This is a genomic window from Halobacteriovoraceae bacterium (assembly GCA_020635115.1).
Classification (GTDB): Bacteria; Bdellovibrionota; Bacteriovoracia; order Bacteriovoracales; family Bacteriovoracaceae; genus JACKAK01.
Map to the genome: position 1 here is coordinate 54,092 of JACKAK010000012.1, position 24,356 is coordinate 78,447.

23 protein-coding genes are annotated in these 24,356 nt (G+C 33.7%); 4 read left to right on the forward strand and 19 right to left on the reverse strand.

The genetic code is table 11. The features are described from left to right. Positions 1-11: 11 nt before the first annotated feature. Complete coding sequence (gene rpsR / locus H6622_16875) at positions 12-635, reverse strand: 30S ribosomal protein S18 (GenBank protein MCB9063201.1); 624 nt, start codon at positions 633-635, stop codon at positions 12-14. A 642-nt stretch (positions 636-1,277) separates the two neighbouring features. Here rpsR and H6622_16880 point away from each other — a divergent pair. Then, positions 1,278-2,846 (forward strand): hypothetical protein, encoded by a 1,569-nt coding sequence (locus H6622_16880; protein MCB9063202.1) that lies wholly within the window; start codon positions 1,278-1,280, stop codon positions 2,844-2,846. 50 nt (positions 2,847-2,896) lie between these two features. Here H6622_16880 and rpsU read toward each other — a convergent pair whose 3' ends face one another. From rpsU to H6622_16905, 5 genes are all read right to left on the reverse strand, one after another. Next, positions 2,897-3,118, reverse strand: coding sequence for a 30S ribosomal protein S21 (gene rpsU / locus H6622_16885; protein MCB9063203.1), 222 nt, complete (start codon positions 3,116-3,118; stop codon positions 2,897-2,899). A 109-nt stretch (positions 3,119-3,227) separates the two neighbouring features. Next, positions 3,228-4,823 (reverse strand): Rne/Rng family ribonuclease, encoded by a 1,596-nt coding sequence (locus H6622_16890; protein MCB9063204.1) that lies wholly within the window; start codon positions 4,821-4,823, stop codon positions 3,228-3,230. A gap of 8 nt (positions 4,824-4,831) precedes the next feature. Next, on the reverse strand, positions 4,832-6,085 hold the full coding sequence (locus tag H6622_16895; GenBank protein MCB9063205.1) for a NupC/NupG family nucleoside CNT transporter: 1,254 nt from the start codon (positions 6,083-6,085) through the stop codon (positions 4,832-4,834). Between the two features lie 12 nt (positions 6,086-6,097). Beyond that, positions 6,098-7,072, reverse strand: coding sequence for a glycosyltransferase (locus H6622_16900; protein ID MCB9063206.1), 975 nt, complete (start codon positions 7,070-7,072; stop codon positions 6,098-6,100). Between the two features lies 1 nt (position 7,073). Continuing rightward, positions 7,074-7,391 (reverse strand): hypothetical protein, encoded by a 318-nt coding sequence (locus H6622_16905; GenBank protein ID MCB9063207.1) that lies wholly within the window; start codon positions 7,389-7,391, stop codon positions 7,074-7,076. Between the two features lie 183 nt (positions 7,392-7,574). Here H6622_16905 and H6622_16910 point away from each other — a divergent pair, with 183 nt between their 5' ends. The 3 genes from H6622_16910 (at position 7,575) to H6622_16920 (ending at position 11,173) form a co-directional block, all read left to right on the forward strand. After that, on the forward strand, positions 7,575-8,933 hold the full coding sequence (locus tag H6622_16910; GenBank protein MCB9063208.1) for a thymidine phosphorylase: 1,359 nt from the start codon (positions 7,575-7,577) through the stop codon (positions 8,931-8,933). After that, a complete protein-coding gene (locus H6622_16915) occupies positions 8,933-9,754 on the forward strand; it encodes a purine-nucleoside phosphorylase (GenBank protein MCB9063209.1) in 822 nt (273 codons plus the stop codon). The genes H6622_16910 and H6622_16915 overlap by 1 nt, the downstream gene beginning before the upstream one ends. A gap of 72 nt (positions 9,755-9,826) precedes the next feature. After that, positions 9,827-11,173, forward strand: coding sequence for a 3'-5' exonuclease (locus tag H6622_16920; GenBank protein ID MCB9063210.1), 1,347 nt, complete (start codon positions 9,827-9,829; stop codon positions 11,171-11,173). On the opposite strand, the gene H6622_16925 is transcribed toward H6622_16920, so the two are convergent. From H6622_16925 to H6622_16985, 13 genes are all read right to left on the reverse strand, one after another. After that, entirely contained in the window at positions 11,126-11,467 is a 342-nt protein-coding gene (locus tag H6622_16925; protein ID MCB9063211.1) for a CrcB family protein, read from the reverse strand. The genes H6622_16920 and H6622_16925 overlap by 48 nt on opposite strands. Then, positions 11,464-12,813, reverse strand: coding sequence for a HAMP domain-containing histidine kinase (locus tag H6622_16930; GenBank protein ID MCB9063212.1), 1,350 nt, complete (start codon positions 12,811-12,813; stop codon positions 11,464-11,466). The genes H6622_16925 and H6622_16930 overlap by 4 nt, the downstream gene beginning before the upstream one ends. Continuing rightward, positions 12,813-13,700 (reverse strand): M23 family metallopeptidase, encoded by an 888-nt coding sequence (locus H6622_16935; protein ID MCB9063213.1) that lies wholly within the window; start codon positions 13,698-13,700, stop codon positions 12,813-12,815. The genes H6622_16930 and H6622_16935 overlap by 1 nt, the downstream gene beginning before the upstream one ends. A 5-nt stretch (positions 13,701-13,705) precedes the next feature. Next, complete coding sequence (gene xseA / locus H6622_16940; protein ID MCB9063214.1) at positions 13,706-14,983, reverse strand: exodeoxyribonuclease VII large subunit; 1,278 nt, start codon at positions 14,981-14,983, stop codon at positions 13,706-13,708. Positions 14,984-15,033: 50 nt separating this feature from the next. Beyond that, the gene (locus tag H6622_16945) at positions 15,034-16,413 is read right to left on the reverse strand and encodes a S41 family peptidase (GenBank protein ID MCB9063215.1); all 1,380 of its coding nucleotides are present in this window, start codon (positions 16,411-16,413) and stop codon (positions 15,034-15,036) included. A gap of 12 nt (positions 16,414-16,425) precedes the next feature. Further along, complete coding sequence (locus tag H6622_16950) at positions 16,426-17,454, reverse strand: peptidoglycan DD-metalloendopeptidase family protein (GenBank protein MCB9063216.1); 1,029 nt, start codon at positions 17,452-17,454, stop codon at positions 16,426-16,428. After that, a complete protein-coding gene (locus tag H6622_16955) occupies positions 17,439-18,218 on the reverse strand; it encodes a hypothetical protein (protein MCB9063217.1) in 780 nt (259 codons plus the stop codon). The genes H6622_16950 and H6622_16955 overlap by 16 nt, the downstream gene beginning before the upstream one ends. Further along, positions 18,206-18,922: an ABC transporter ATP-binding protein gene (locus H6622_16960; protein MCB9063218.1), complete on the reverse strand. Its 717-nt coding sequence runs from the start codon at positions 18,920-18,922 to the stop codon at positions 18,206-18,208. Before H6622_16960 ends, H6622_16955 begins: the two co-directional genes overlap by 13 nt. A 114-nt stretch (positions 18,923-19,036) precedes the next feature. After that, positions 19,037-19,843: a hypothetical protein gene (locus H6622_16965; protein MCB9063219.1), complete on the reverse strand. Its 807-nt coding sequence runs from the start codon at positions 19,841-19,843 to the stop codon at positions 19,037-19,039. A gap of 101 nt (positions 19,844-19,944) precedes the next feature. Further along, entirely contained in the window at positions 19,945-21,369 is a 1,425-nt protein-coding gene (locus H6622_16970; GenBank protein ID MCB9063220.1) for an HD domain-containing protein, read from the reverse strand. A gap of 25 nt (positions 21,370-21,394) precedes the next feature. Further along, positions 21,395-21,619: a hypothetical protein gene (locus H6622_16975; GenBank protein MCB9063221.1), complete on the reverse strand. Its 225-nt coding sequence runs from the start codon at positions 21,617-21,619 to the stop codon at positions 21,395-21,397. A gap of 124 nt (positions 21,620-21,743) precedes the next feature. Next, complete coding sequence (locus H6622_16980; GenBank protein ID MCB9063222.1) at positions 21,744-23,291, reverse strand: sigma-54-dependent Fis family transcriptional regulator; 1,548 nt, start codon at positions 23,289-23,291, stop codon at positions 21,744-21,746. A 490-nt stretch (positions 23,292-23,781) separates the two neighbouring features. Beyond that, a partial coding sequence (locus tag H6622_16985) for a hypothetical protein (GenBank protein MCB9063223.1) occupies positions 23,782-24,356 on the reverse strand: 575 nt, incomplete at its 5' end.

The following is a 24,356-nucleotide window of genomic DNA, read 5'->3' on the forward strand; positions in this document are numbered from 1 at the left end:
TTTTACATTCCTTATATTCTTTCAGCAATTCTATTATTCATATAGCTTGCTACACCAATTTGTCTTGCACGCTTAATTGCAGTGTTAACAAACCTTTGATGTTTTCTACTCACACCTGAAACTCTTGCTGGCCCAATTTTTCCAAATTCATTTACTAGCCATGCATATGTATTGGGATCTTTCCAATCTGCAATAAGTTTATTTGAAGTAAACCAACAATTTTTTCTTTTAGCGAATTTTTTACGCCCTTTTTCAGATTCTTCTCCCTCAGTATCCTCGACCTCAGTTCCCTTTTTGGCCTTAGAAAAAGGAGTTTTGTAATTTTTGAGAATTTGTTGCTCTTGAGAAGCTTCTCCAAGTTTAACAAACATGTACTTTATAACAGATTCATTAATGCCCAAACGTCTTTGAATTTCTTTGTTTGCAGCACTATCTGACTTATAAATAAAGTAGAGATAGTTACCTGATTGAAGTCCTGATGAAGTTGGTTGTGGAAATCTCATTGTTCCCCAATCATCACTCAACAATACTGAACCAAGATTTGCTTCAGTTACTTCTGAAACAATTTTTTTTAGTGACGCTACTTGGTCTTCTGTTGCGTCAGGTCTTGCGACTACTGCCAATTCATAAATCATCTTTACCTCCTGGACTAACGGCCTGACACCCCAATGACATCAAGCGAAAAGTAGATTTACAATGAGGCCAGAAACTAACATTTTTTAGTTAATGTGAAAAGAAATTTGGCAATTGGTAAATTCATAAATAAATATAATGAGCAAAATTATCTTCCTTTTTATAAGTTCAATAATTTAAACAATTTATAATAGATTGAGCTTTGTCTTTTTTCCAGCACTTAGACTCATTCGGCCATGTATTCTTTTTGACGTCCTCCTCTCAGTAAACCAAGAGGATTCCTAGTGTGCTTGTACACAGCTAGAGGTTACCGCTTCAAAGACCTGTACATCTGCCACGTCTCCACGGTCACTTTGGGTGCGCCACTGAATGAAACCTACCCAAAACTACTCACGTAATTCTGGTGTTCATTTCCTAGTTCATCTATGCTGGTTTTATCTTTAGATAGTTTCCAAAGATTAATTGCTAAAGATTTCATTCTCAATAGTTTGCAATAGAGGTATGTAAATATTGGAAATAATCAATATTTTGAATAAAACCATGATATACGACCGCAAATGTAGTTTTTTGAGTATTTTATGATTGGTAGGGCCTATTATTTTGTATTGTTTTTTTGCATACTTGGACGTTGTCAATGCGAGGAAATGGAAAAATTCAATACAGTGGCAAGGGGTATCCTTTACGATCAGCTTATAAATAGAATTAGATTAAAAAAAGAGATTGAAGATAAATATTTTGAAATTCTAAAAGATGAAACAGTTCAAGAACTGGCCCATCAAACCATCCCGATTATTGAATCTCTTTTAAATAGAACTTTCAAACGATTACCAATTATCAAAGTCATGGAATCCAGAGACATCTTTGAATTCCTTTACAAAAATTCTCAAAGAGACACGCTAAATAAAATTCAACATGAATCTACATTGAGTTTCAAACAAAAAAAGAAACTCTTAAATGACTATCATTATTTAGATATTTCAAATATGAAGACCGCCAAATCTAGCTTAAATTTGCCTTTTTTCTTTTTTGAATCTCTCAATACTATTGTAGTAAATCGACAACTGGCCATTCAAAGTATTTTTGAACGGTCTTCTCCTTTGGGTTCAAACAAGTTAAGTACAAATGATTTTTTAAATTATCTCATTATTTCTCTAGGTCATGAACTCGTCCATGTACTTCAATCACAATATTCTTCAGTAATAAGTTCACTCGGTATTTATCAAAATGATTTTACTATTTCTCAGTTATCTCTTCTTGAGGGACATGCTACTTTTTTTGAAGAAAAGCTTGGAGAAGCACTTGGGATATCTCCAATTCATTTCAATTTTATAAAAGATGGTTGTCTCATTGAAAATCAAATGACTTCAACTAGAAACAATTTTCTTGTTAAAAGTATATATCTGGCCGGGAAAGACTTTGTAGAATATTTTTATAATCTTGGTGGTGTTGAACGGGTTTGGAAGCTTTTCGACTCTCCCCCACAAACATATTCTGAAATTTTGGATCCTCAAAATTACACACGTTTTAGACTTCCACACAAATCGGATTTTAATTCTCTCCATTTGTCTGAATTTCTTTATTCTAGGTTTCATATGATTCCTAAAATGAGACATATATCTGTCAATCAAGTATGGGAAAAGTTTCATTTATATGACCAAAACTTCAATAAAGAGGTACTCAAACATATTAAATCTGCTCAAACAATAAACATACAATCAGAAAAGGGTCTTTTTGTAATTACAATCTATATCCCTAAAGGCCCAAATGATCTCACTGAGTTTTCAAAAAAAATAGATGCTACAAAAACAAATTTTTCCCTTTCAAATAAAGTAGATCTCTATGTAAAGGAAAAATATAATATTGAAGGTCAAGATTTAGAAATAAAATACGTCATTTTTTCAGATGGGCAGCAATATTCAAATACTCAATTTAAATTGAAAAACGCTCTTATTGAAGTTGAAATGAAGGATGGAAATCCAAGTCAATTGCGAACTTTTTTAGAAAGTTCACATTTATTTTCAAAAGAATACGATATATTTAAAATCAGTGCTTTTCATTCATTAAATTTTAAAGAATTAAATGTTAAACTGAAAAAAATGATACTTTCTCTAAAACTTTGGACTGAATTGTTTTTTGTGAATCTAAAATTCGACATAGAAAATTTAAATCGGAAATGCTCATCTTTGTTTAAGAAAAAAACTAATTTCAGGTGAAATTGTTAAATACACTTTCCCTTATAAATTAAAAAAAATAATCAGAAAATCTAGATTTTAGAACGACGAAAAGACTTAGTATTTTCCTTAGCTCTTCTTTTTTCTGAGGCCTGCAGTTTTTCTTTTTTTCGCATCGAAGGCTTTTTGTACTCTTTTCTTTTACGGTATTCTTTTAAAATACCAGCTGATTCGCACATCCTCTTAAATTTTCTGAGGGCCTTATCTGCTGTAAAGCTTCCACTGACTACCACTTTGACAGAGTCGTTGGACATTCATTTTCTCCCTGACTTAATGCAGTATTAATTATGAGATTTCTATTGTAGCAAAAGTCCCAAATTAATCAAGTTTACTTTTTCATATTCTTAACAATTTATTCACTTTCTAGTACTCCTGCGGGAAAATCTCATACTGCTCAATATGGTAATTATTTTCGGATCTTATAACCAAGGTTTTTGAAAACTTTTCTTCTAAGTTTTCAATAACATCAAAGTCGTCATCACACAATCTAGCAGTCACCTCTGGGTGTGCGTAAATAAAAACTTTATTACCCGTACTTTTCCCTATGACTTTTTGAAGTTCTCTAATGAGTTCGAAACAAACAGTCGTCGTAGATTTAACTCTCCCTGTCCCTTCACAGTAGGGGCATTGAGTGCACAGAATTCTAGTTAAGGTATCTCTCGTTCTTTTTCTAGTCATCTCAACTAGACCTAATCCTGAGATCGGCAAGACATTTGTTTTTGCTCTGTCTTTTTTTAATGCTTCGAGTAGACTGGTATAAACTTGTTCTCTATGTTCTACCTTTTCCATATCAATAAAATCTACAATGATGAGTCCTCCACAATTTCTAAGTCTCAATTGATAGGCCAATTCTTTTACTGCCTCGAGATTAGTACGTAAAATTGTATCTTCTAGAGTTTTGCGACCAATGAATTTTCCAGTATTAACATCAACAGAAACTAAAGCTTCGGTCTGATCAATATTCAAAGAACCACCAGAGCGTAAGTAAACTTTATTACTTAGACCACGTTCAATTTCAAGATCAATCCCATATTTTTCAAAAATAGGTACATCTTTTTTGTTATAAAGTTCTATTTTACCTTTAAGGGAAGGTAAAAATTTTGTAGCAAATTTATCAACTTCTTTTTGATGTTCCTTAGTATCTAAAACTACTTTTTCAACGTGCTCATCGGTAATATCTCGCAAAACTCTTTGTACGAATGATAGATCCTTATAAACAAGATAGGGGGCCTTTTTCTTGTCAAAATTCTTTTGAATATCTTTCCACATTTTCACGAGCATATTGAAGTCATTTTTTAAAACTCTATAAGACTGGCCTTCAGCTACTGTTCTAGCGATTATTCCCTTTCCTTCAGGTCGTATTGTATCGAGAATTTCTTTTAACCTTTCCCGTTCTTTTTCATTTTCTATTCTTCGAGAAACCCCTGTATGTTCAATTAAAGGCATATAAACGATATGCCTTCCGGCCAAAGTAATGTGCCTCGTAACTCTTGGGCCTTTGGTAGATATTGGCTCTTTAGCGACTTGTACGACAATTTCATCACCCTCTTTGAGAAAACTTTCTATTGAACATTCTGGACGAAACCTCATATCAACTTGTTCAGAAAGGGTGCTTAGTTCATCGGGTATTACGTTTCCGACATTCCTTTCCCCTAGATCTTCAAGTTTTTTTTTGGCCTCTTCGGCCTTTGCAACCATCTCTCGCTGCTCTTCTAGGGTTGGAATATAGGCATCATCAACATAAAGGAAGGCCGCTTTATCAAATCCAATGTCAACAAAAGCTGATTGCATTCCTGGTAGTACCCTTGCGACTTTTCCACAATAGATATTTCCTACACGTGGAAAATTTGGTGATTTGTGACCTTCTCTTTCAATGATAAAATCAAGAATCTCACCATTTTCTAGAAGAGCTGCTCTTGATTCACCCAGAGTTTTATTAATAATCATTTGTTTTGGCATACGTTCCCTTATATAAATATCCCAGCAATACAGGCCGTCATAAAACAGGCCAAAGAGCCTGCAATCAAAGATTTTATTCCAAGATTGGCCAGATCTTTCCTACGACTTGGAGCAATTGTTCCAATTCCTCCTAATTGTATCGCAATTGAACTAAAATTGGAAAAACCACACAAAGCGTAAGTTGAAATAACTACAGCTCTAGGCGATAAAGAACTTAGCTGATCCTTGAGATCTAAGTAGGCCACAAATTCATTGATAACAACTTTTTTCCCTAAAAGTGAGCCCACAATAACTGACTCTGACAATGGTACACCCATAAGGGCCGCAATTGGAGCAAAGATATATCCAAGAATGAGTTCGAGTGTTAAACCTTCAATTAATTTCGGGTTTGCAGGTGAAAACATTGAATAAAATGAATTGATTCCTTTTTCTAAAACAGACAGCCCTCCATTTAACATTGCAATAAGTGCAATAAATGCTAAAAGCATTGCCCCTACATTTAATGCTAACTTCATTCCCTCGGCAGCCCCCGACGCAGCTGCGTCAATTATATTTACATGTTCCTCGATTTCAAGACTTCTAATGTGATCATTTGTCACTGAATCAACAGTTTCGGGCACCAGGATTTTTGCACAAACAAGTGCTGCGGGAGCAGACATAACTGATGCTGCTAAAAGATGGCCAGCGTCAATACCTAATCCGACATATGCGGCCAATACACCGCCGGCCATCGTGGCCATTCCACCACTCATAAGGGCCATCAGTTCTGATTTTGTCATTTTAGAGATGTAGGGTTTGACAACTAGCGGGGCCTCTGTTTGTCCTGCAAAAATATTAGCTGCTGCAGCCAAGGATTCTACACCTGAAGTGTTCATAACTTTCATCATGATATGTGCAGTGAATTTAATTATTTTTTGCATAACACCAAGATGATAGAGGACACTCATAAGGGAACCAAAGAATATTATTGTAGGAAGAACCATCGTTGCAAAAACAAATCCGAGTTTTTCGGCCCTTGCCAAGTCTCCAAAGAGAAACATTGATCCTTCTGAAGTAAAATTTAAAATTCCTTGAAAAAAGTCTTTCGCATAAGAGAAGAACATTTTTCCAATATTTGTTTTGAGTATAATGATTGCCAATAAAACTTGAAGTAATATTCCATTGACGACTGTTTTCCACTTAATATTTTTTCTGTCATTACTAAGCGCAAAAGCGATGCCAACCATCGACGCGAGTCCAATGAATGAAATAAATTTGTGCATATATTTTCTTCCTTAAAATGGCAAAAGCTCCTGGGGTTCTTTTTCCAAGCAGTACTTTGGTGATACACTGGCCAGTTGTCTTCCATCAATAATTTTTTTATATTTTTGAATATAGTTTTCGGCCATAATGAGAGAAGTGAAATGTTCAAGAGTATAATTGCGAATTTGGTCTGAATCAAAGGTTCTAGGAAATTCAATAATTGATTGTTGAAAACTATAATAATTCTCACAAATTACTCCAACTTCTGGAATAACAAGCTCCGGTAACGAACCATAGGGAGAGACTATTGCGGGAAGACCCTGAGTCATTGCTTCGATAACAGCTAATCCAAAAGGTTCATGCCAACGGACTGGAAAGAGTAACGCATCTGAGTTTCTTAGGAGTTGCATTTTTTGTTGCTGTCCAATCATTCCCCTATAGGTAATATTTGAACTAAAGCTAATCCCTTTTCCTCCGGCCACATCGAGGTGTTTGTTTGCTTTTTTCACGGCCTTAATACAATCTTTGAGATTTTTTACTTTCCAGCTGGCCTTGGCCAAGAAGACAAATTTTTCCTGACCTCTTTTTATTGGAACATATGGGTATTCGTCCATATCAAGACCGTTATACACGAATTGATCGCTCCCATGAATTTGAGCATGTTTTTTTGAAACAAAGACAGTATTTACAGGAAATGACTCCCCTATTTGTCCAATTCCATGAATAGTGAGAAGAAAAGGGAGGTCCTTTACAAGTTCATCATATCTGGTACTTGAATGTATAACATCATAGTTATGGGGGAGTAAATGTCTCCAATCATAAGATTCATTTTGTACCCAAGGAACAAGTTTTACACCAATAGATCCAACCTCTGAATCAGGGGTACCGATGAGTGTAACATTGTGTCCGAGATGAACGAGTGCTTTCATTAGCCAATAAACAACTCGCTCTGTGCCACCATATTTAGTTACTGGCAATTTAATGGGATGAACAAAAACGATATTCATCTTATAGACTAAAACTAAAACTTACTGGAGAGAATACTTTTTTAGGAGTGAGTCTGTTAAACTCTGTATGTGACCAATTGCGTCTTTGAAGTGTTGTTAACCCTTTCGTTTCCTGTGGGAAAAAAGCATTTTGATAGATGTCATTTGTTTTAGTTGCTTGGGTAAAAGCAACTATTCCAACCCCTACAATGACTCCAACCGCGCCGCCGACAACAATATTTTTAAGATGATCGGAGGGTTCGTCGACAAATGCAAGTGTTGAAAGTCCAATGACAGCACCAGCTATTCCAGAGCCAACAACAAGAGTTAAATCTTTCATAGAATTATTTATTAACTCCTCATCGGCTTTAGCGGTTGTCATAAAAGAAGCCATGCACAAAATCAAGGGAAGTTTTTTTAAAAAATTTTTCATCTTCATCTCTTTTTATTATTCTATTTCAAACGGAAGTGGCACACTCCGCGTTTAGGTATACTACCTAAAAAGACAACAATTTAAAAGTGAATGAGTAAAAAGATGAAGCAAACTTCAAGTAGCGCCTATAGCATCATAAAAAAGAAAAGGGATGGTTTAAAACTTTCACAAGACGAAATTGATTGGTTCATTAAATCATTAGTTTCTGGGGAAGTGGCCGATTATCAAATGAGTGCATTATTGATGGCCATATATTTGAATGGCCTAGATCATGATGAGACAAAATATTTGACAGACGCAATGCTCAATTCTGGAAAGACTTTAAATTTCGATGATCCTTTAACTGTGGATAAACATTCCACAGGGGGAATTGGAGATAAGACAAGTTTTATACTTGCTCCGGTGGCCATGGCATGTGGAGTTAAGGTTCCTATGATTGCTGGACGTGGTTTGGGGCATACAGGGGGAACGATAGATAAGGCAGAGTCCATTCATGGATTAGATATGGAAATATCGCTTGATCGTTTCGTAGAGTTAGTAAAAACAAAGGGAGCGGCCATAATTGGTCAGACTCATGAAATAGCTCCTGCTGATAAAAAAATTTATGCATTACGAGACGTAACGGCAACAGTCGAGTCAATTGAATTAATCACGGCCAGTATTATGAGTAAAAAAATAGCAGAAGGGCCAGATAGTTATGTTTTTGATATCAAAACTGGATCTGGTGCCTTTATGAAAACCCTTAAAAGATCGAGGTTATTAGCTAAGTCTCTTATGGAGACGGCCTTGAGATATGATAAGAATGTCATGACTTGTATTACAGATATGTCTAAACCTTTGGGAGAAAAAGTAGGAAATTCTCTTGAAATTATTGAATGTGTAGAAATTTTAAAAGGAAGGGGCCCACAAGATCTTTTGGAAGTATGTGCTGAGTTAGGTGCCGGAATGATTTTGCTGGCCGGATTGGCCAAAAATTTCACGCAAGCGAAAAAACTTTTCTTGCAAAAAATAGCAACAGGAGAAGGGTTAAAAAAATTTAGAGAAATTGTCGTTAATCAAGGTGGAGATCCTGGGTTTATAGAGGATTATACAAAACTGCCCTTGGCCAAAAATAAGTTTGTAATTAAATCACCACGAGTTGGTTATATTTCAAAAATGGATTGTGAGTTAATAGGTCTACAAGTTGTCAAATTAGGTGGAGGGCGAACTAAGGCCGGAGAAAAAATTGATCATGGTGTGGGTATTGAAGTTTTTAGAAAACCTGGGGATCGATTAAAAATTGGTGATGAGCTTGCAACAATTTGGTTTAATCAAGGACAAGAGGAACTTGTTGAGGATCTTAAAGTCGAATATTTAAATAAGGTTATTAAAATGAGTAAAAACAGACCGACAAAGAAAATTCCCTTAATTTATGAGAAAAAGATTTCAATTAGTAAAAAGGATAAATAATTATGTATGACAAATTATCTGAAAGTGCTCAATATATTCAGACAAAAATGAAGTACACCCCTAAGGTTGGTATTGTACTTGGCTCAGGACTGGGTGTATTTGTAGAAGAAGTTACAGACAAAGTAGAAATACTCTACAAGGACATTCCACATTTCTATCAAACCACTGTTGAAGGACATGCGGGAAGGTTAATTCTAGGAAAAGTAGGAAATGTAGATGTGGCCATTTTACAGGGAAGATTACATGCGTACGAGGGGCTTCCTATGCAGGAAGTTGTTCACCCTGTGCGAGTATTGGGATCTTTAGGGATTGAGACATTAATTTTAACCAATGCGGCCGGAGGGGTTAACTTAAGTTTTTCTCCTGGGGATTTGGTGTGTATTTCAGATCATATTAATTTGATGATGAGAAATCCTCTTGTGGGCCCAAATCTTTCTGAGTGGGGTCCTAGGTTTCCGGATATGTCTCAGGCCTATCATTCGGAATTGAGGCGTCTTCTTTTTAGTTCGGCCAAAGAACTCAAAATTGATTTGAAGGAAGGTGTATATTGTGGGGTTTTAGGGCCAACTTATGAAACACCAGCGGAAGTAAGAATGATTAGAGCAATTGGAGGAGATATGGTTGGAATGAGTACTGTTCCTGAGTCAATTGCGGCCAATCACTTTGGTATAAAGGTTGTCGGAATCTCTTGTATTACTAATATGGCGGCGGGAATTTTAGATGAGTTGCTCAAGCATGAAGATATAAAGGAGCAGGCGCAAAAGGTTAAAGGTCAATTTAATTCGCTTTTGGTCAATTTTGTAAAAAAACTGGTGCCATGAAGAACAAATTTTCGTAGACTAACTGATAGGATAAAATTCTTTTCAGTCGAATGACTGAAACAAAGGACTTGCATGACTGATTCATCTTCAAAAAAGCTCATTAGTGAAATGAATTTCTGTGTTTTTGATCTTGAAACGACGGGTGGAAATCATAAGACTGATAAAATCATTGAAATTGGGCTGGTTAAAATTCGTGGTTTAAAAGTAATCGCAGAGAAAAATTTGTTGATAAATCCTGAGATAAAAATCCCGGATTTCATTCAAAAATTAACCTCAATTTCTCAAAAAGATGTGAAGGACAAGCTTACGATTGAAGAAGTTATTGATGAAATTCTTGAGTTTATGGAAAATGATGTACTTGTTGCACATAATACATCTTTTGATATTCCGTTTTTTAATTCTGTTCTCTCAAGGCTTGGAAGGGCCCCTTTGCAAAACCCAAGCATTTGCACAAACTTGATGACCAAGTATCTTATACCAAATCTTATGAATTCGAATTTAAAATATATGAGTTATATTTTCAAAATCAAGCATAAGAAGGCCCATAGAGCGCTTGATGATGCCAAGGCAACGGCCCAATTGCTTTTAAAATATCTTGAAATATTTATTAATAAAGATATAAGAAAGATTAATCATCTTTACTACCCAAGAAATAAATATGAACTTGACCGGGCCAATTATACAAATGATACGCCACTCTCTGAAGTTATTACTAAGATAAAAAACATACAGATTCCTATGCTTATAACGGTGAAGGGTGATAATGGTGTTATTCTTTTTTCAATTCCAATTGAAAATGTGGAAGAAGAGTTAGACTTTATTCATAGTGAGCTAAAAAATTTAGACTGGAAAAACATCACGCTCAAACTCTATGGACCTTTTATAGAAGCATTTATTCATTTTTCAAATCATTTTAATAAAATGACACCTGAAATAAGGGAGAGAGTTGTTGATTTTTTCTGGCAAGTTCATTTGAAGGAAAAGCGACCTAAACATTTTAACAATGAAACGATAGATAAGACATTATTTGAAGAAATATTAAAAATTGATCATACTGTGGGTGAATTTATGATTATGAATCATTTAGTACCCGACCAGTATATCATTTATCCTGTTTGTTCTATTACACAAAAGTCTGAGTTAGTTTTTAGATTTCCTGATCATAAGAAAAAACTCATTCAATATATAAAGTCTAAATCAAACCGAATGGCCAACAACAGAATAAAAAAAACGCAAATGCCAATCGATCTCAAAAACTTTATTCACTACTATATTCTAAAAAAATCGCGAAAAACAAATGATATATTCTTCTTTGGTGGGGCGGATGTTCATAACAATATGAAGGGATTTTTTAACGAACTTGATCATTTTCTATCTAAGAATCCAAATTCCTATCAATATCCCTCCAAATATATTTAAGAAAAATACAATGATGGCCTCAGAATACCTTCCATCTTTGCTCAGGGTGACGAGTTCATAGGCAAATGTACTAAAAGTGGTGAGTGCACCAATCAGACCAAATCTGAATGGCCCATTATACTGGCCTAAATTGATTTTTTCATGCAGCAAAAAAATCAATAAACAACCAACGAGATTTACAATTGCAGTTGCTGGCCAGGAGAGATTCAATATACCAAAGACTATTTTTGAAGTTAAAAATCTTAAACAAGCTCCAAGTCCTCCAAATAAAAAGATGAAAGCAAATTGCATCATTTGGTTCTCCTTATAGAGATTCTATCATTGAGCATTGAGAGTTTTAGTCCTTCAAATTCAAGGAGATAGTACATAAGTTTTGAAATATTTAATCTTTTAAATACTTCTTCGGCCCTTTCAATTTTTATTTCAAATTGATCTTCGTGAATGGATTTTGAGAGTTTAATCGATGATTGAATATTTGAGCGCTGATCAAGTTTAACTAGTCTCATGTGAGAGAATTGGGTCAATATTTCTGAAAAAAGCAGATAAAAAATCATGGTTCCTGTGGCCGAGTTAATATTAAATAAATCAACAGGCCCTTGAAAAAGGGATTGTTGTAAACCTTTATCGAGATTGAGTTTAATATTAGCTTCAACCATTCTCCCTCTGAGAAGTTCGAGAGATTTATCAATGGCCATGTCAAGACTAATTTTTTGTTTTGAATTGATATTAACTCTTGAAAAGCCTAAAAAAATTTCAACAAGCTCTTTACATCTTAGTAGGGATTCATTGATTCCTTCGAACATGTCCAATTGATCTTGGTCAAGTTCATTTTCTAAGGTTATCAGTGTTAATACAGAAAGCATACCGGCCAAGGGATTATTGAGTTCATGTGCTATCGAGCTTGAAATAATTCCAAGATCAACCGAGTTTAATGGAGGCCCATTCTTCTTGTATACACTTTCACCAAGAACGAGAATCATTATTTCATAATTTTTAAATGAATGTTGAAATGAATACTTGATTACTTTGTAGGTATTGCCTGAAAAATTATTTGTTTCTCCATTTTTTAGCTTAAGAAGTTTTGGTAGAGGGAAACTAATTTCAGAAAATTTTTTATTATGAAATATAACCTCTCCATTTTCACTTAATAATACCAACCCATGTTTAAAATTGTGAAGTGCAGTTTGTAATTCATTTAGCCTAGCAATATTGAATTCTCGATTATAGAAATTTCTGTAGCTAGAAAATTGATTAATTTTATTTAAAACGGCAAAAAAAAGTAAAAAATCTGGATCTGTTAATTCATTAAGATCGAATTCAATGACAACTTCATCTAGAATTAAAATAGCATTTTTATTTACTTTTTCAGGAGGGTCTTTAATTTTTCTTACAAAAAATTTTCCTCTTTGTAGGCAACTAACGGCCAATGTATCTATAAGAGTTATGATTTTATCAAGAGAAGATTCACTAAAAGAATTTTCAATAATTTTTTGGGCCTCACTATTTATTTGAGATAAATTTATCCCTGTCGCTGAGTTTAATTTATTCATTCTAAAAAGAATTTCTCTATATGTATCTTTGAAAATTTGAGATTCTTTTTTTAAAAATTTTCCATCATGACTTTCGGCTAAACTTTGCATCAAAGTATACCTTCTTCTACTAAAGATAATCCATTAATCCACTCTTGATGTACTTTTACTCCCCAATGTAAGTGTGGCCCTGTTACTCTACCAGTTTTTCCTGTGAGTCCAAGGACATGGCCTTTAGGTAATAAATCACCTACGTTAACATTCACTTTGGAGAGATGTCCATAAATAGTAAATATTCCAAGTCCATGATCGACAATAACAGTGTTTCCAGTATAAAAAAGATTTGTGGCCAGTACAACTTTTCCACTACCAGCATTTTTAATTTCCATTGGTTTGCGAGCTCTAAAATCTACTCCCAAATGTTGTGTTTTCTTTAAATCATTAAACACTCTTTGAGTTCCATATACGCTTGTTATACTAGAATTGAGAGGTCTTCTAAATCCACTTTTAAATAAGGGGTAATTCATTCCATTTGAATAAATTGCATTTAATATTTTTTGTTCATCTTGGACTCTTTGAAGATCTTTTTGAGATAAAGTAATTCGTTTCTGGTCTACATCCAATTTCTCGGAAGGGTATGAAGCATCATTAACTATAATAGAATAAATTGTGACAGATTTTTTTAAATCTTCAACATTCAGTGTGCAACGGTAAGGATTAAAATCACTAAAATATGATTCACTTAAAAAGAAGATAACAGTTTTATTATTTTTGTAATATGGAATTTTTTTATCGCGGCATTCAATATTAAAATCGACTTGAAAATACTCTTCTGGTAAAACTTTTTCTAGTCTGATGATTTCACCACGTGGTATATGAATGATTTCTGAAACGATTTTTTCTTGTACCTTATCAAGGTCAACAACGTTGAATTCAGATTTATCTTGATGCGAACAAGAAAGAAGAGACATTAACAATAAAATAGAAAAAAGTTTCATTGTAATCAATCCTTGATTATAGTTACTATTCCGTCTGAAAAATTTAATTGTAGGTGATCATTGCTTTTTAATCTGTCAAAATCGTTTTTTGTTTTTACTATTTTTCCAGATGGCCCAATTAAATAGGTATAACCTCTTTCTAAAACACTTTGAGGCCCAAGTACTTTTAACAATCCCCAATTTTTTTCAATTCTATTTTGTAATGTATTTAGCTTTTTGTCCAGAATACGATGTATCGTATGACGGGCCTCATCAATTGCCATACGTTTGTCATAAATTTTGAGATAAATGGGTAATTTGCCTTGGATATTTAATCTGTGTAGTTTGTTCTTTAAAAAATTTAGGTGAGAGTAGATAGTGCTAATCATATTTCTTGGAGAACACTCTAATAATTTATATTTCAGGGGTGCAATGATCTGTTGTCCACAATTTTTTAATCTTAAAAGGTCTTTATTGATTTGTTGTTTTAAAAAATATTGATGTTCAGTCAGCAACGTTGCCGCGGCCGAGGGGGTTTCACAACGAAAGTCTGCAACAAAGTCACAGATTGAATAATCAACCTGGTGTCCAACAGCACTTATAATTGGAATTGGGCAATTATAAATTTCCCAAGCTAGCTTTTCACTGTTAAAAGACCAAAGATCTTCCATGCTCCCGCCTCCTCTTGAAATAACGATAACGTCGTAGGAGTTATTTTTATTTTTCATTGAAAAAGAAATGGCCTTTTGAAGCGCCAGTACGAGAGATTCTTCAGATTTGCTACCTTGGACGATTGCAGGAATAATTGTAATATCCATCCAAATAGATTTATTAGAAAAGATATTCAAAAAATCTTCTAACGCAGCAGATCCCCAAGCTGTAATGATTGCGACTCTTTTTGGAATTTTGGGGATACTTTTTTTTATATTTTCATCAAAGAGTCCTTCTGATGCTAATCTTTTTTTCAAAAGTTCAAATTGAAGTTTTAGATTGCCTTCTCCGGAGGTGACAAGAGTTTTGCCGACTAATTGGAAAGTTCCTCTTTTTTGGTAAACATTAATTTGCCCTGCAATAATTACTTTATCACCATCTTTAATTTTTGAAAGAATTGGATTTCGTATGGCATCTTGTCTAAAGACAGCAACTGATAGAGAAGCAGATTCATCTGAAATTGTTAAATAGTAGTGTCCAGTTGAAGACTTAGAGAAATTAGAGATTTCACCTTCGACAGTAACATTAAAATAATTATTTTCAAGGGTCGATTTAATTCGGCCTAAAATTTGAGAAACACTTTCAACATTCATTCTTTGCTCCATATGAGCATCATAACAAATGATTTGTACATTTTCCGGATTTAAAGTGATTTTTTTATAAAATTATTATACACGCCAAAGGTTTTAAGAAAGTTTACGGCCTGCAAAACTTGAAAATCTTCAGTCGCAATATAGGGAGCAAATTCAGCATCTTTTTTCTTTTCTTTATTTTGAATTCTCTCTATTCTTTTCAATCTATCTTTTTTCTTTTTGTCATTAATTAGCTTTGATTCTTCATTAGTTTCGATGGTTGAAGTAAGGTGATTTCTGAGATCGATTTCTCTTACAAAGTCTTCATTTTGTTTGTGGTTTTTCAACCATGCTGCATCCACCTCATCTAATTCTACATCTGGTGTAATACCAATGGCCTGAATTTTTCTATCATTTGGTGTCATATACTGAGCAATCGTAAGTTTGACTCCATTTTCGTTATCAATTTTTGCTACACTTTGTACGCTACCTTTTCCAAATGACTGTCTGCCCATGATGATTGCTCTTTTATGATCTTGTAATGCTCCAGCAACAATTTCAGATGCAGAAGCTGATGAAGCATTTATAAGTACAACCATTGGGGCCTTGAGTATTTTAAGACCACTTTTTTTTACATATTTTATTTCTTTATTTTTGCCATCTCTACCTTCGGTTGAAACGACTATCCCATCTTTTAAAAAAAGAGATGCCACATTTACTGCTTCATCAAGTAATCCACCTGGATTAGATCTTAAATCGAGAACAATTCCTTTAATTTTATTTTCATTTCCAATTTCTTTAATATAATTTTGAATGTGTTCCCCCATAAACTTAGCGCTGTCTCTTTGAAATTGTCCAAGTCTAAGAAAAATATATTCATTTTCAATAAGTTCACTTTTTACAGGTTGAGTTTTAATGACTCTTCTTACCATCGATATGTGTATAATTTTATCTTGGCCATTTCTTTTAACTCCAAGATGAATTTTTTGACCAAGTTTTCCTTTGAGTTTTTCTATGGCCTCATCGAGTGTAAGGCCGATTGTATTTTCATGGTTAATCTCTACGATGGCGTCTCCGGCCAAAACTCCGGCCTTTGCAGCGGGTGTATCGTCTATAGGGGTAACAACCACTAAAGAACCATCTCTGTATGTCACCTCAATACCTATACCTCCGTATTCACCATCGGTACCTTCTTGCATATTTTTGAAGACTTCCTTATCTAGAAAGGCAGAATGAGGATCAAGAGTGGCCATCATTCCTCTTAAAGCACCTTGGATTAATTTTTCCATGTCAACTTCTCTATAATACTGACCTTCTATAAGGTAGAGAACTTTATTAAATAATTCGAGTTTTTCAAATCTTGAATTTTTTTCTGTAGGATTTTTTTTAACTTCTTTAGAATATAAAGGGATTGAAAGAATCAAAATTATACTCATCATAAATAATTTCATAAATTCCTCTTACTAAATTCTCTCAGATTGTTTAACCTTAAAAGTATTTTTATCTAAAAGTGGATAAGTGTTTAATACATTGTTCTTTTCTCTCAAATCTACATACACCTTGCCGATTTTACCTGATGGTACAAGTGTTCGTCCAATCAATTGCCCGGCCCTCACATTTTGACCTTTTTTTACAGATATCTTAAGATCTCCTAAAATGACTGATTGAATAGATTTTTGGTGGTCTATCATTATAACATTCCCATATGAACCTAATGGGCCTGTGTGTATAATTGTTCCATCTCCAAGTGCATAGATATTTTTATTATGTTCAATATTGTAAGTCACGCCCTTATCTTTGTACTCAATAGAAAGTGCACCTTTAATTGGAGAGAGATATTTTGAAAGTGTTTCTTCGAAATTATTTTTTTGAATTGTTTTATAGATAAATTTCTTTTTTAAATCAAATAGCCTAGAAGATAAATCGGCCTTTTTCTTTTTACTATCAATATAATTTGAAGCAAGGTCTTTCTTTTCGTTTTCAAGTTTAAAGATCGTTTCATTGATTGATTTTTCTGCCTGTGCATATTCAAGAACAATTTTATTCAAATTATCAAGATCTTTTTTGCTATCATTAATTTCAAGTTGAATTGATTCAATTTTTTTGGATGACATTTTTAAACCATTTTCCAAAACCTTTATAATCATTTGATCTTCAAGTTTCTGTGAATCGTTAATTTTTTTTAATGCTAAGATTTTGAGAGTTTTATCAAGTCCTGTAATAATTTTGGTATTTTTGGATTTCAGTTGTTCATTTCTTTGTTTTATTTGGTAGATTTTTTCTTCAATGCTTTTTCTTTTATTCAAAATATCTATAACTTGATCATTATTTTTATTCAAATCAATCTCAATTTGAGATATAGATTCTATAATTTGAGCAATTTTACTACTTTGTGTTTTTAACTTATTTTTTAAAATTTTGATATTAACATCAGATACTGATGCCCATAAAATACTTTGAAAAATTATAAAAAATATTAAGCTTTTCGCCATTGAGTCGATTTTCCAACTAAAAATGTAGAACTAAATATCATTAAAATTGAAATCATTATCAATCCATGAACTAATTGAACATTTGAGATTAAAGAAGTAAAAACAACTAATCCCAAAATGAATGAATATTCTATTATATTTAATTTAAAAGCAATGAGGTTCCTTCTTTGAAATTTTTCAATCAAGTATGACCTTTTTAACATTTTATCTTTGCTTAAAGCAAAAATAATTCCCCAGGAGATAAAAAGCAGAAATATTATCATTTTCTCAGGGTATCTTAATAATATATTCTTTGTTTTTTTATCCTCCCTATCTTTAACGGAATAACTTTCAAGAATTACTTCATTTTGCCCCACTAGCTTCTGAATATACTCTTTGACGAGTTCAATAGTTCTTTCTTTAATTCCTTCATCAAATATTATTTCTAGGCCTTGGAAAGAATAATTTCCCAAGATTTCATGGTTCCACTCACCTAGACTTTGCTTAATTCCTGATTCTATTTTTTCTTTTGAAACTGTTTTGATTTTGTTAACTCCAGGGAGATTTGTTACTTTTCTCCTGACCCACTCAATATTTACACTTGCAGGCATTACAGCACTGAGTTTCGGAAATTTCTTTTGTATTTCTATTTGTTGAATAATATTAGACTTTATTTGAGTTTGAAATAAAACTGAGAATACCAATCCACTGGCCAAGAAAAATCTTAACAAACTCAAAAATGGACTTTGGGCCGTATTTTTAAAATAGTTGATTACATAAAACATGCGTTCCCCGAATAAATTAAATTACCATTTTCTAAATGTGCTAGTCTCCCTGTAAATTTTTTGACAAGTTCTTTATTGTGACTAGACCAAACTACTGTAAGTCCTTTTTTTAAGTTATAGAGGTGTAAAACATCAAAAAGTTTTCTAGCATTTTCAAGATCTAGAGCACTTGTTGGTTCATCAGCAAGATAAATATCTGGCCTAGAAAGCAGGGCCCTAATTATTGATACTTTTTGTCTTAGACCACCATTTGCATTTTCGACTTTCAAATTGAGTTTCTTATCAATTCCAAATATTCTACAAAGTTCAATTTTATCTTGCTTAAAACTCTTAAAGCTTCCATACAAAGAAGGATCAAAGCTAATTTCCAAATTTGTAAGACAAGATTCATTTTCTAAAAGGCGTAAATCTTGGAAAACACTTGCCACAAATGGACCTTCATTTCCAAATTGTCCAGCATAATTTCTTTCACCTTGGGAAGGTTTGATATTTCCTGCCAAAATATTTAACAGTGTTGTTTTACCGGCCCCACTTGCACCAGTAATAAAAAGCATCTCGCCTCTTTTTATAGTAAGATTGATATTTCTTAATGCTTGAAAATCACCATAGTAATGATCAACATTTTTCAAAGATAGAATTGACTCGTTACCAATACCTCTAATTTGATTAGTTTTTTTATTCTGTCCAAAAAATTGTGTAAACATGAAACTATCTTCCTAAGCAAAATACCTCATCCTAGAGGGCACATGCCAGCATGTGCTCGCTAATAAATTATAGCTTTATAAAATATTTTTCGCAAGGCCTGCTTAAAGTTTCGCTCAGATAATAAAAATGAGATATTTAAAGACGTATAGTCGATCGTCGAAGTCAATTATTTTAGTTAGCCTCTCATTAAAGGCCAATATCTGATTTCCCTTTAATTCATAATAGGGAGATCCATAGTTAATATTGCCAGAAACACAAATAACTTGACCATTTTCATCTGTCTCGACTTTTCTATTAAAAATAATACCTAGAAATGCCCCTCTTGCATTAAAATTGAATAAATTTCTACGCAAGTCTTCTTCTTTTATCTCATCTATATCAAATGTTAATGTTGAATCAGAATGAGTACTCTCTTCGCTTCCTTTCATTTGGGCACTTACAGTTACTTTTCCAGATTCAGTAATTTCTTCCACACTCAGATTAATTCTTTTGTTACTAATTACACCCTTAATATCAGTTATTGTCTTGGTGTATGCATGTCCATCTACGTGAACTTCTTTCCTCTGACTAATATCAACTTGTGTATTTTCTCCGTACTGAGACCCCTCTATTCTTATTATGTCGATTTCTTCATTTTTAATTTTTTTAAAAGTGAGGACAGTTTCGTTTTCACTATCAATAGCAGGATTGGAAAACCCTCTCAGAATAAGTTCTTCATTTTCAATATTTTCAAAAAAATTCAAACGGTTAAGGGCCAATGGTCCAAGAAGTTGCCGTGCATCCCCGACCTCAAAAGGATCACTTTTGTTATTTCTCTGCTCTTTTTTACTAAGAAATATTCTAAAATCACATCTTTTTTCAACTGCAAAGATGATGTTAAAACTAGAATAAATGAGGACAAGAACCAAGTATCTCGTCATAAGAAATACCCTCAAAACCGACAACCAGGCGCTATAATTAACACGCTTTGTAAAGCTTATCAATGTACAAAATTTAAAAAAATGAGAAATGAACAAATTACCTATTGCACAATATTTTCAGTTTTTAAAATTTCATAGGCCCCATCAGAGCAAAAAACATTGGGAAGATAGTGAATAGTGTTTTGTAGTTGGGAAATAATTGAATTATCGACATCCACTAGCAGCTTAACCTCTCCGTTTTCACTAGAAATTTTGACTGGATCTCTTTCAAGTAAAATATTGGGGCGAACTTTGTTTTTTACAATTTTAGAATGAGAATTGACAAAAATAACTGATTTCTTGGGTAAATCAGCAATAACCCAGTCTTCTTTTGAACCTTTTTTTTCAACAATTTCAGTTATTTCTCTAGCTTTTGAGATTGCTTTACCATGAATTTTATCATACTCAGATTCATTGTTTTGGGAGAGCAACCTTGGGGAAAATTCATCGAGGCGGATAACGTTAGGACCTCTTTCAAAAAGTAGACAATAGGCCATATTTTTGTATTTTGGATAGCGATCTAGCTCACCAGAAAAGTAGGATTTGTGAAGAAGTCCCATAAAATAAGAATCGTTAAACCCATGAAACCGTCCAGCATCATTTTGGGCCATATCTAAGAGATCTGAATATTTATACATCATTCCTCGTTCTAGAAAAAACAGTGCTAATGCCTCTGCCAAAGCATCAAATTTTGCTCCTCTTGGAGAACGTATGACTTGAGAATACCAAGCAAAGCGTGAAACTAGAAAATCTGCAACACAATGAATTGCTTGTTCTTTGATCGTTAATATATCGTGATTATCAATTCTCTTGGTTCTAAAATGGTGAAGGAGATAGTCTCTATCATAAGAACCGTATTTTAGTCCTGTATAGTGTGCATCTCTTAGGAGATAATCCATTCTATCGCAGTCTATTTCAGAGTGTAGAATTTGATTGGCCAGTATTGATGGATCAACGCCTTTAACAAGATCTGAAATAACCTGAGGATCAATCCCATTTTTTTCCAGAATAGTTGTAATACCAGTATCTTGTTTGGTGTTTTTAATAATAAAGGAGCCAAGATTTTCATGATCATCTTTTCTTAGACCGTCTTTTTCTTTTCGGGTAGTTTCGGCAAACTGAGTGTAGGCTGATTCAGTTGTATGCGAGAAACAAAATGTACCTAAATCGTGCATGAGAGCGCCAAGTCGAAGTGATTTATGATAATTGGCCTCTTTTGAGTGGCACTGTGTATCAAAAAGCTCTTTATCTGATACTCCTCTGCCACAAGACTTAATTATACAATGAGCATTGTGTAGAACACCTATTGAATGTCCAAACCTAGAGTGTTCCGCACCTGGAAAAACATAGAATGAAAAGCCTAACTGTTTAATCCATCTCAATCTTTGATAATAGGGAGATTGAATAATCTCCCACTCTACTGGTGTAAGTTTGATAAATCCATATATTGGATCAAAAACGACTTTGGCCTTATTCGTTACTTCCATGTTGGCCCTTTTTAAGGTGAATATGTTATTGTAATTTCTTTTTTGTCAGTCTTTTTTGAGACTTTAGCTTTTTTGCATTTTTCTTTGCAGTTTGTATTTGATCCATAACATATTTGATCATTGAGTGTGCCTCTTTTCTTAAGTTATTCTCTTGAATATACCTATAAAGAGTTTCAACCTCTTGGTCAGTTCTGAAATTGTGTACATTTTTTACTTCGGTATTTGTTTCGTTTAGCTGCTGTTCAGTCATTAGTGACTCCCTGTTTTGGTCCATACTTTTTCCAAGTAAGACACGACAATAATACTTGTATAGACACCATATGACAAACCAAGGACGCGATTATATAACCACATCCATTGGTTGTCACCATTTTTTATGCCTCTTTCATCATAATCATATTGTAACTGTGCAATTTGTTATAGAGAGTTTTCACAGTAATACCAAGTGACTTTGCAGTCTTTGTTTTATTACCATTTAAATGTTCGAGAGTCGCGCAGATATGACTCTTTTCAAGATCATCGAGAGTCATCTGACGAAACTCATTTGTAGTGTGACATACCTTAATTTCTTCTTCTTTTTCGAAGATTGTTTCGGGAATATGGGCCTCTTCTACAATTGGCCCTTCAGATAATATGTAAGCTCTTTCTACAGCGTTTTGAAGTTCGCGAACATTGCCATTCCATCTGTATTCTCTGAAAAGACGCAATACTGATGGTGAAAATGATTTTTGCTGTTCGACAGCTTTTCCTCTATTTAAAAAATATGTCGCTAAAACCTCGATATCTTCTCTTCTTTCTCTGAGTGCTGGAACTTTTAGTCTCACTGTAGCGAGGGCATAAAAGAGGTCTTCTCTAAACATACCTTCAGCAACGAGATCTTCAATTTTTTTGTTTGATAGACTCATAATTCTTACGTTTGATCTATAGGGTACTTGACCACCGACTCTAAAGGTAAGTCCATCTTTTAGGAAGTTTAGAATCTTACTTTGTAGTTTTGGAGAAAGTGAGCAGACGTCATCAAGAATGAGTGTTCCACCATTTGCAACTTCTAAGAGGCCTTGTTTAATTTTTGGTCCGTGGGCCAAATTTTCGATTTCTTGTCCAAATAATTCAATATCGGCCTGCATTTCACTAAGAGAAGAACAATCAAGAACAACAAATGCTCTATCTTTTCGTGAGCTCCTGCAATGAATTCTTCTGCTGAAAAGTTCTTTACCTGTACCAGATTCTCCTTCTAAGAGAAGGTTTGCATCTGTTTGAGCTACTTTATCTGACATTTTCGCGAGATCTTTCATCACTTGAGATTTCCCCACGATAGGTCTTTCTTTGATAATATAGGTGTCAGTAATGTGAACGCCTCTTTCTTTTTTAGCAAGCTCTTGTTCCTTCATCTCAATTTTTCTAAGGAGGACTTCGTTGAGGTATTTAGCGGCCAAATACATTTTAATATTTGCTAGAGGTCTATTGAGTTGGGCCAAGATATCAAGAACTGTGGTGATATCATTTCGATGAAAGTCTTTACCTTCATCACTATTGAGAAGATGAATAGTTGCGATAACAATACCCTCAAAAGAAACAGGTATAATAATTTCTTTTGAGAAATTACCGTTGTCAAAATTTGCAAAGAGAGGATCTCTTGAAGTTGTATTTGAAAAATAAGCTCTTTTTGTTCGAATGACATGTCCTGCCGGGCCTTCTCCTTTTTCAAGTCTTCTTGGAGTTTTTGCGGGCCTGCCGTCTTTTGAGACCAGTTCAGCTGAGAGATCTTCATTTACCTTGAAAACATACAGTGAGCTTACTCCCAATTTATCTCCGATAAATTTTGAAAGTTCTGAGAAAAAGACTGTTTCATCTAGCGTAGTAAGAAGAATTGATATTAATTGATCAATTTGATTTGAGGGTGTTTGCAGTTCGGTCGTCATTGTTTAACTCCAATACAGTTTTAAGGGGTTTGGTTTTAAATGTATCGCTATGCGTTACATGTATATATTACCAACGTATGAATTATTTACAAGACTAAAATGGTCAACTGCCCCATTTTTTTGTCACTTTGCAACAATTCAAGAAAGTTACCCTTTCCAATCTGTAAGAAAATACCTTGGCCCTTCTCCAATAGACCGCCTTTCAGCTGTATAACTTATAGACAGATGTAAGGAATTCGACAATTCTTTTTTCAAAATTTATTATTTTCCTACAAGATTCATTTACAACCCTCACAACCTAATTATATGCGAACCTATATAACCTACTGAAATGTTATTTGTCACGATGAACATAAATATTTAATCACTAGATTATTTATTGTTTAAATCTTTGATGAAATTGACCTTCTTCTACCCAAGGTGAGAGCATTCTTTGTTTGCTTGTATTAAAAATAGAAATTTAGAACTATTTGCAAAATGGTTTAAGAAACTAAAATAAACTCTTCCTCAAATGTAAAAAAGAAGATTTAAGTGACTCAGAACTTGAAGTATTGCTCTTAGAATCTTTTTCAAACTCTTGTGGCCAGAATGCGTATTTATTAAATACACTTCCTTCAACAGAAGAAAGATTGTCTAAACCCTTTGAGGAGGTTAAGGATTCAAAAATTGCTTCTCCTCCAATAGAAGAAAGATTTCCTAACCCATTTGCGGATTTGAGGGAGTGAAAAATTGCATCTCCTCCAATAGAAAAAAGATTTTCTAATCCCTTTGCGGAGGCGAGGGATTCAAAATATGCTCCCTCTCCAATAGAAAAAAGATTTTCTAATCCTTTTGCGGAGGTGAGGAATTCAAAATTTGCGGATCCTCCAATAAAAGAAAGATTTTCTAATCCTTTTGCGGATTTGAGAGAGTAAAAATATCCATTTTCTCCAATAGATGAAAGACTTTCTAATCCCTTTGCAGATTTGAGAGAGTAAAAATATGCACTTTCTCCAATAGAAGAAAGATTTTTTAAACTCTTTGCTGAGGTGAGATATTCAAAATATGCGTTCCCTCCAATAGAAT

Bases quoted from the DNA above. Each gene is read 5' to 3' on its own strand.
- H6622_16930 (MCB9063212.1), bottom strand. From the start codon at position 12,813: ATGCAAAGTTTAGCCGAAAGTCATGATGGAAAATTTTTAAAAAAAGAA.
- H6622_16895 (MCB9063205.1), bottom strand. From the start codon at position 6,085: ATGCACAAATTTATTTCATTCATTGGACTCGCGTCGATGGTTGGCATC.
- H6622_16960 (MCB9063218.1), bottom strand. From the start codon at position 18,922: ATGTTTACACAATTTTTTGGACAGAATAAAAAAACTAATCAAATTAGA.
- H6622_16945 (MCB9063215.1), bottom strand. From the start codon at position 16,413: ATGAAATTATTTATGATGAGTATAATTTTGATTCTTTCAATCCCTTTA.
- rpsR (MCB9063201.1), bottom strand. From the start codon at position 635: ATGATTTATGAATTGGCAGTAGTCGCAAGACCTGACGCAACAGAAGAC.
- H6622_16970 (MCB9063220.1), bottom strand. From the start codon at position 21,369: ATGGAAGTAACGAATAAGGCCAAAGTCGTTTTTGATCCAATATATGGA.
- xseA (MCB9063214.1), bottom strand. From the start codon at position 14,983: ATGAATGTTGAAAGTGTTTCTCAAATTTTAGGCCGAATTAAATCGACC.
- rpsU (MCB9063203.1), bottom strand. From the start codon at position 3,118: ATGTCCAACGACTCTGTCAAAGTGGTAGTCAGTGGAAGCTTTACAGCA.
- H6622_16900 (MCB9063206.1), bottom strand. From the start codon at position 7,072: ATGAATATCGTTTTTGTTCATCCCATTAAATTGCCAGTAACTAAATAT.
- H6622_16935 (MCB9063213.1), bottom strand. From the start codon at position 13,700: ATGAAACTTTTTTCTATTTTATTGTTAATGTCTCTTCTTTCTTGTTCG.
- H6622_16910 (MCB9063208.1), top strand. From the start codon at position 7,575: ATGAGTAAAAAGATGAAGCAAACTTCAAGTAGCGCCTATAGCATCATA.
- H6622_16925 (MCB9063211.1), bottom strand. From the start codon at position 11,467: ATGATGCAATTTGCTTTCATCTTTTTATTTGGAGGACTTGGAGCTTGT.
- H6622_16905 (MCB9063207.1), bottom strand. From the start codon at position 7,391: ATGAAAGATTTAACTCTTGTTGTTGGCTCTGGAATAGCTGGTGCTGTC.
- H6622_16980 (MCB9063222.1), bottom strand. From the start codon at position 23,291: ATGACGACCGAACTGCAAACACCCTCAAATCAAATTGATCAATTAATA.
- H6622_16880 (MCB9063202.1), top strand. From the start codon at position 1,278: ATGGAAAAATTCAATACAGTGGCAAGGGGTATCCTTTACGATCAGCTT.
- H6622_16920 (MCB9063210.1), top strand. From the start codon at position 9,827: ATGACTGATTCATCTTCAAAAAAGCTCATTAGTGAAATGAATTTCTGT.
- H6622_16965 (MCB9063219.1), bottom strand. From the start codon at position 19,843: ATGACGAGATACTTGGTTCTTGTCCTCATTTATTCTAGTTTTAACATC.
- H6622_16950 (MCB9063216.1), bottom strand. From the start codon at position 17,454: ATGGCGAAAAGCTTAATATTTTTTATAATTTTTCAAAGTATTTTATGG.
- H6622_16955 (MCB9063217.1), bottom strand. From the start codon at position 18,218: ATGTTTTATGTAATCAACTATTTTAAAAATACGGCCCAAAGTCCATTT.
- H6622_16890 (MCB9063204.1), bottom strand. From the start codon at position 4,823: ATGCCAAAACAAATGATTATTAATAAAACTCTGGGTGAATCAAGAGCA.
- H6622_16975 (MCB9063221.1), bottom strand. From the start codon at position 21,619: ATGACTGAACAGCAGCTAAACGAAACAAATACCGAAGTAAAAAATGTA.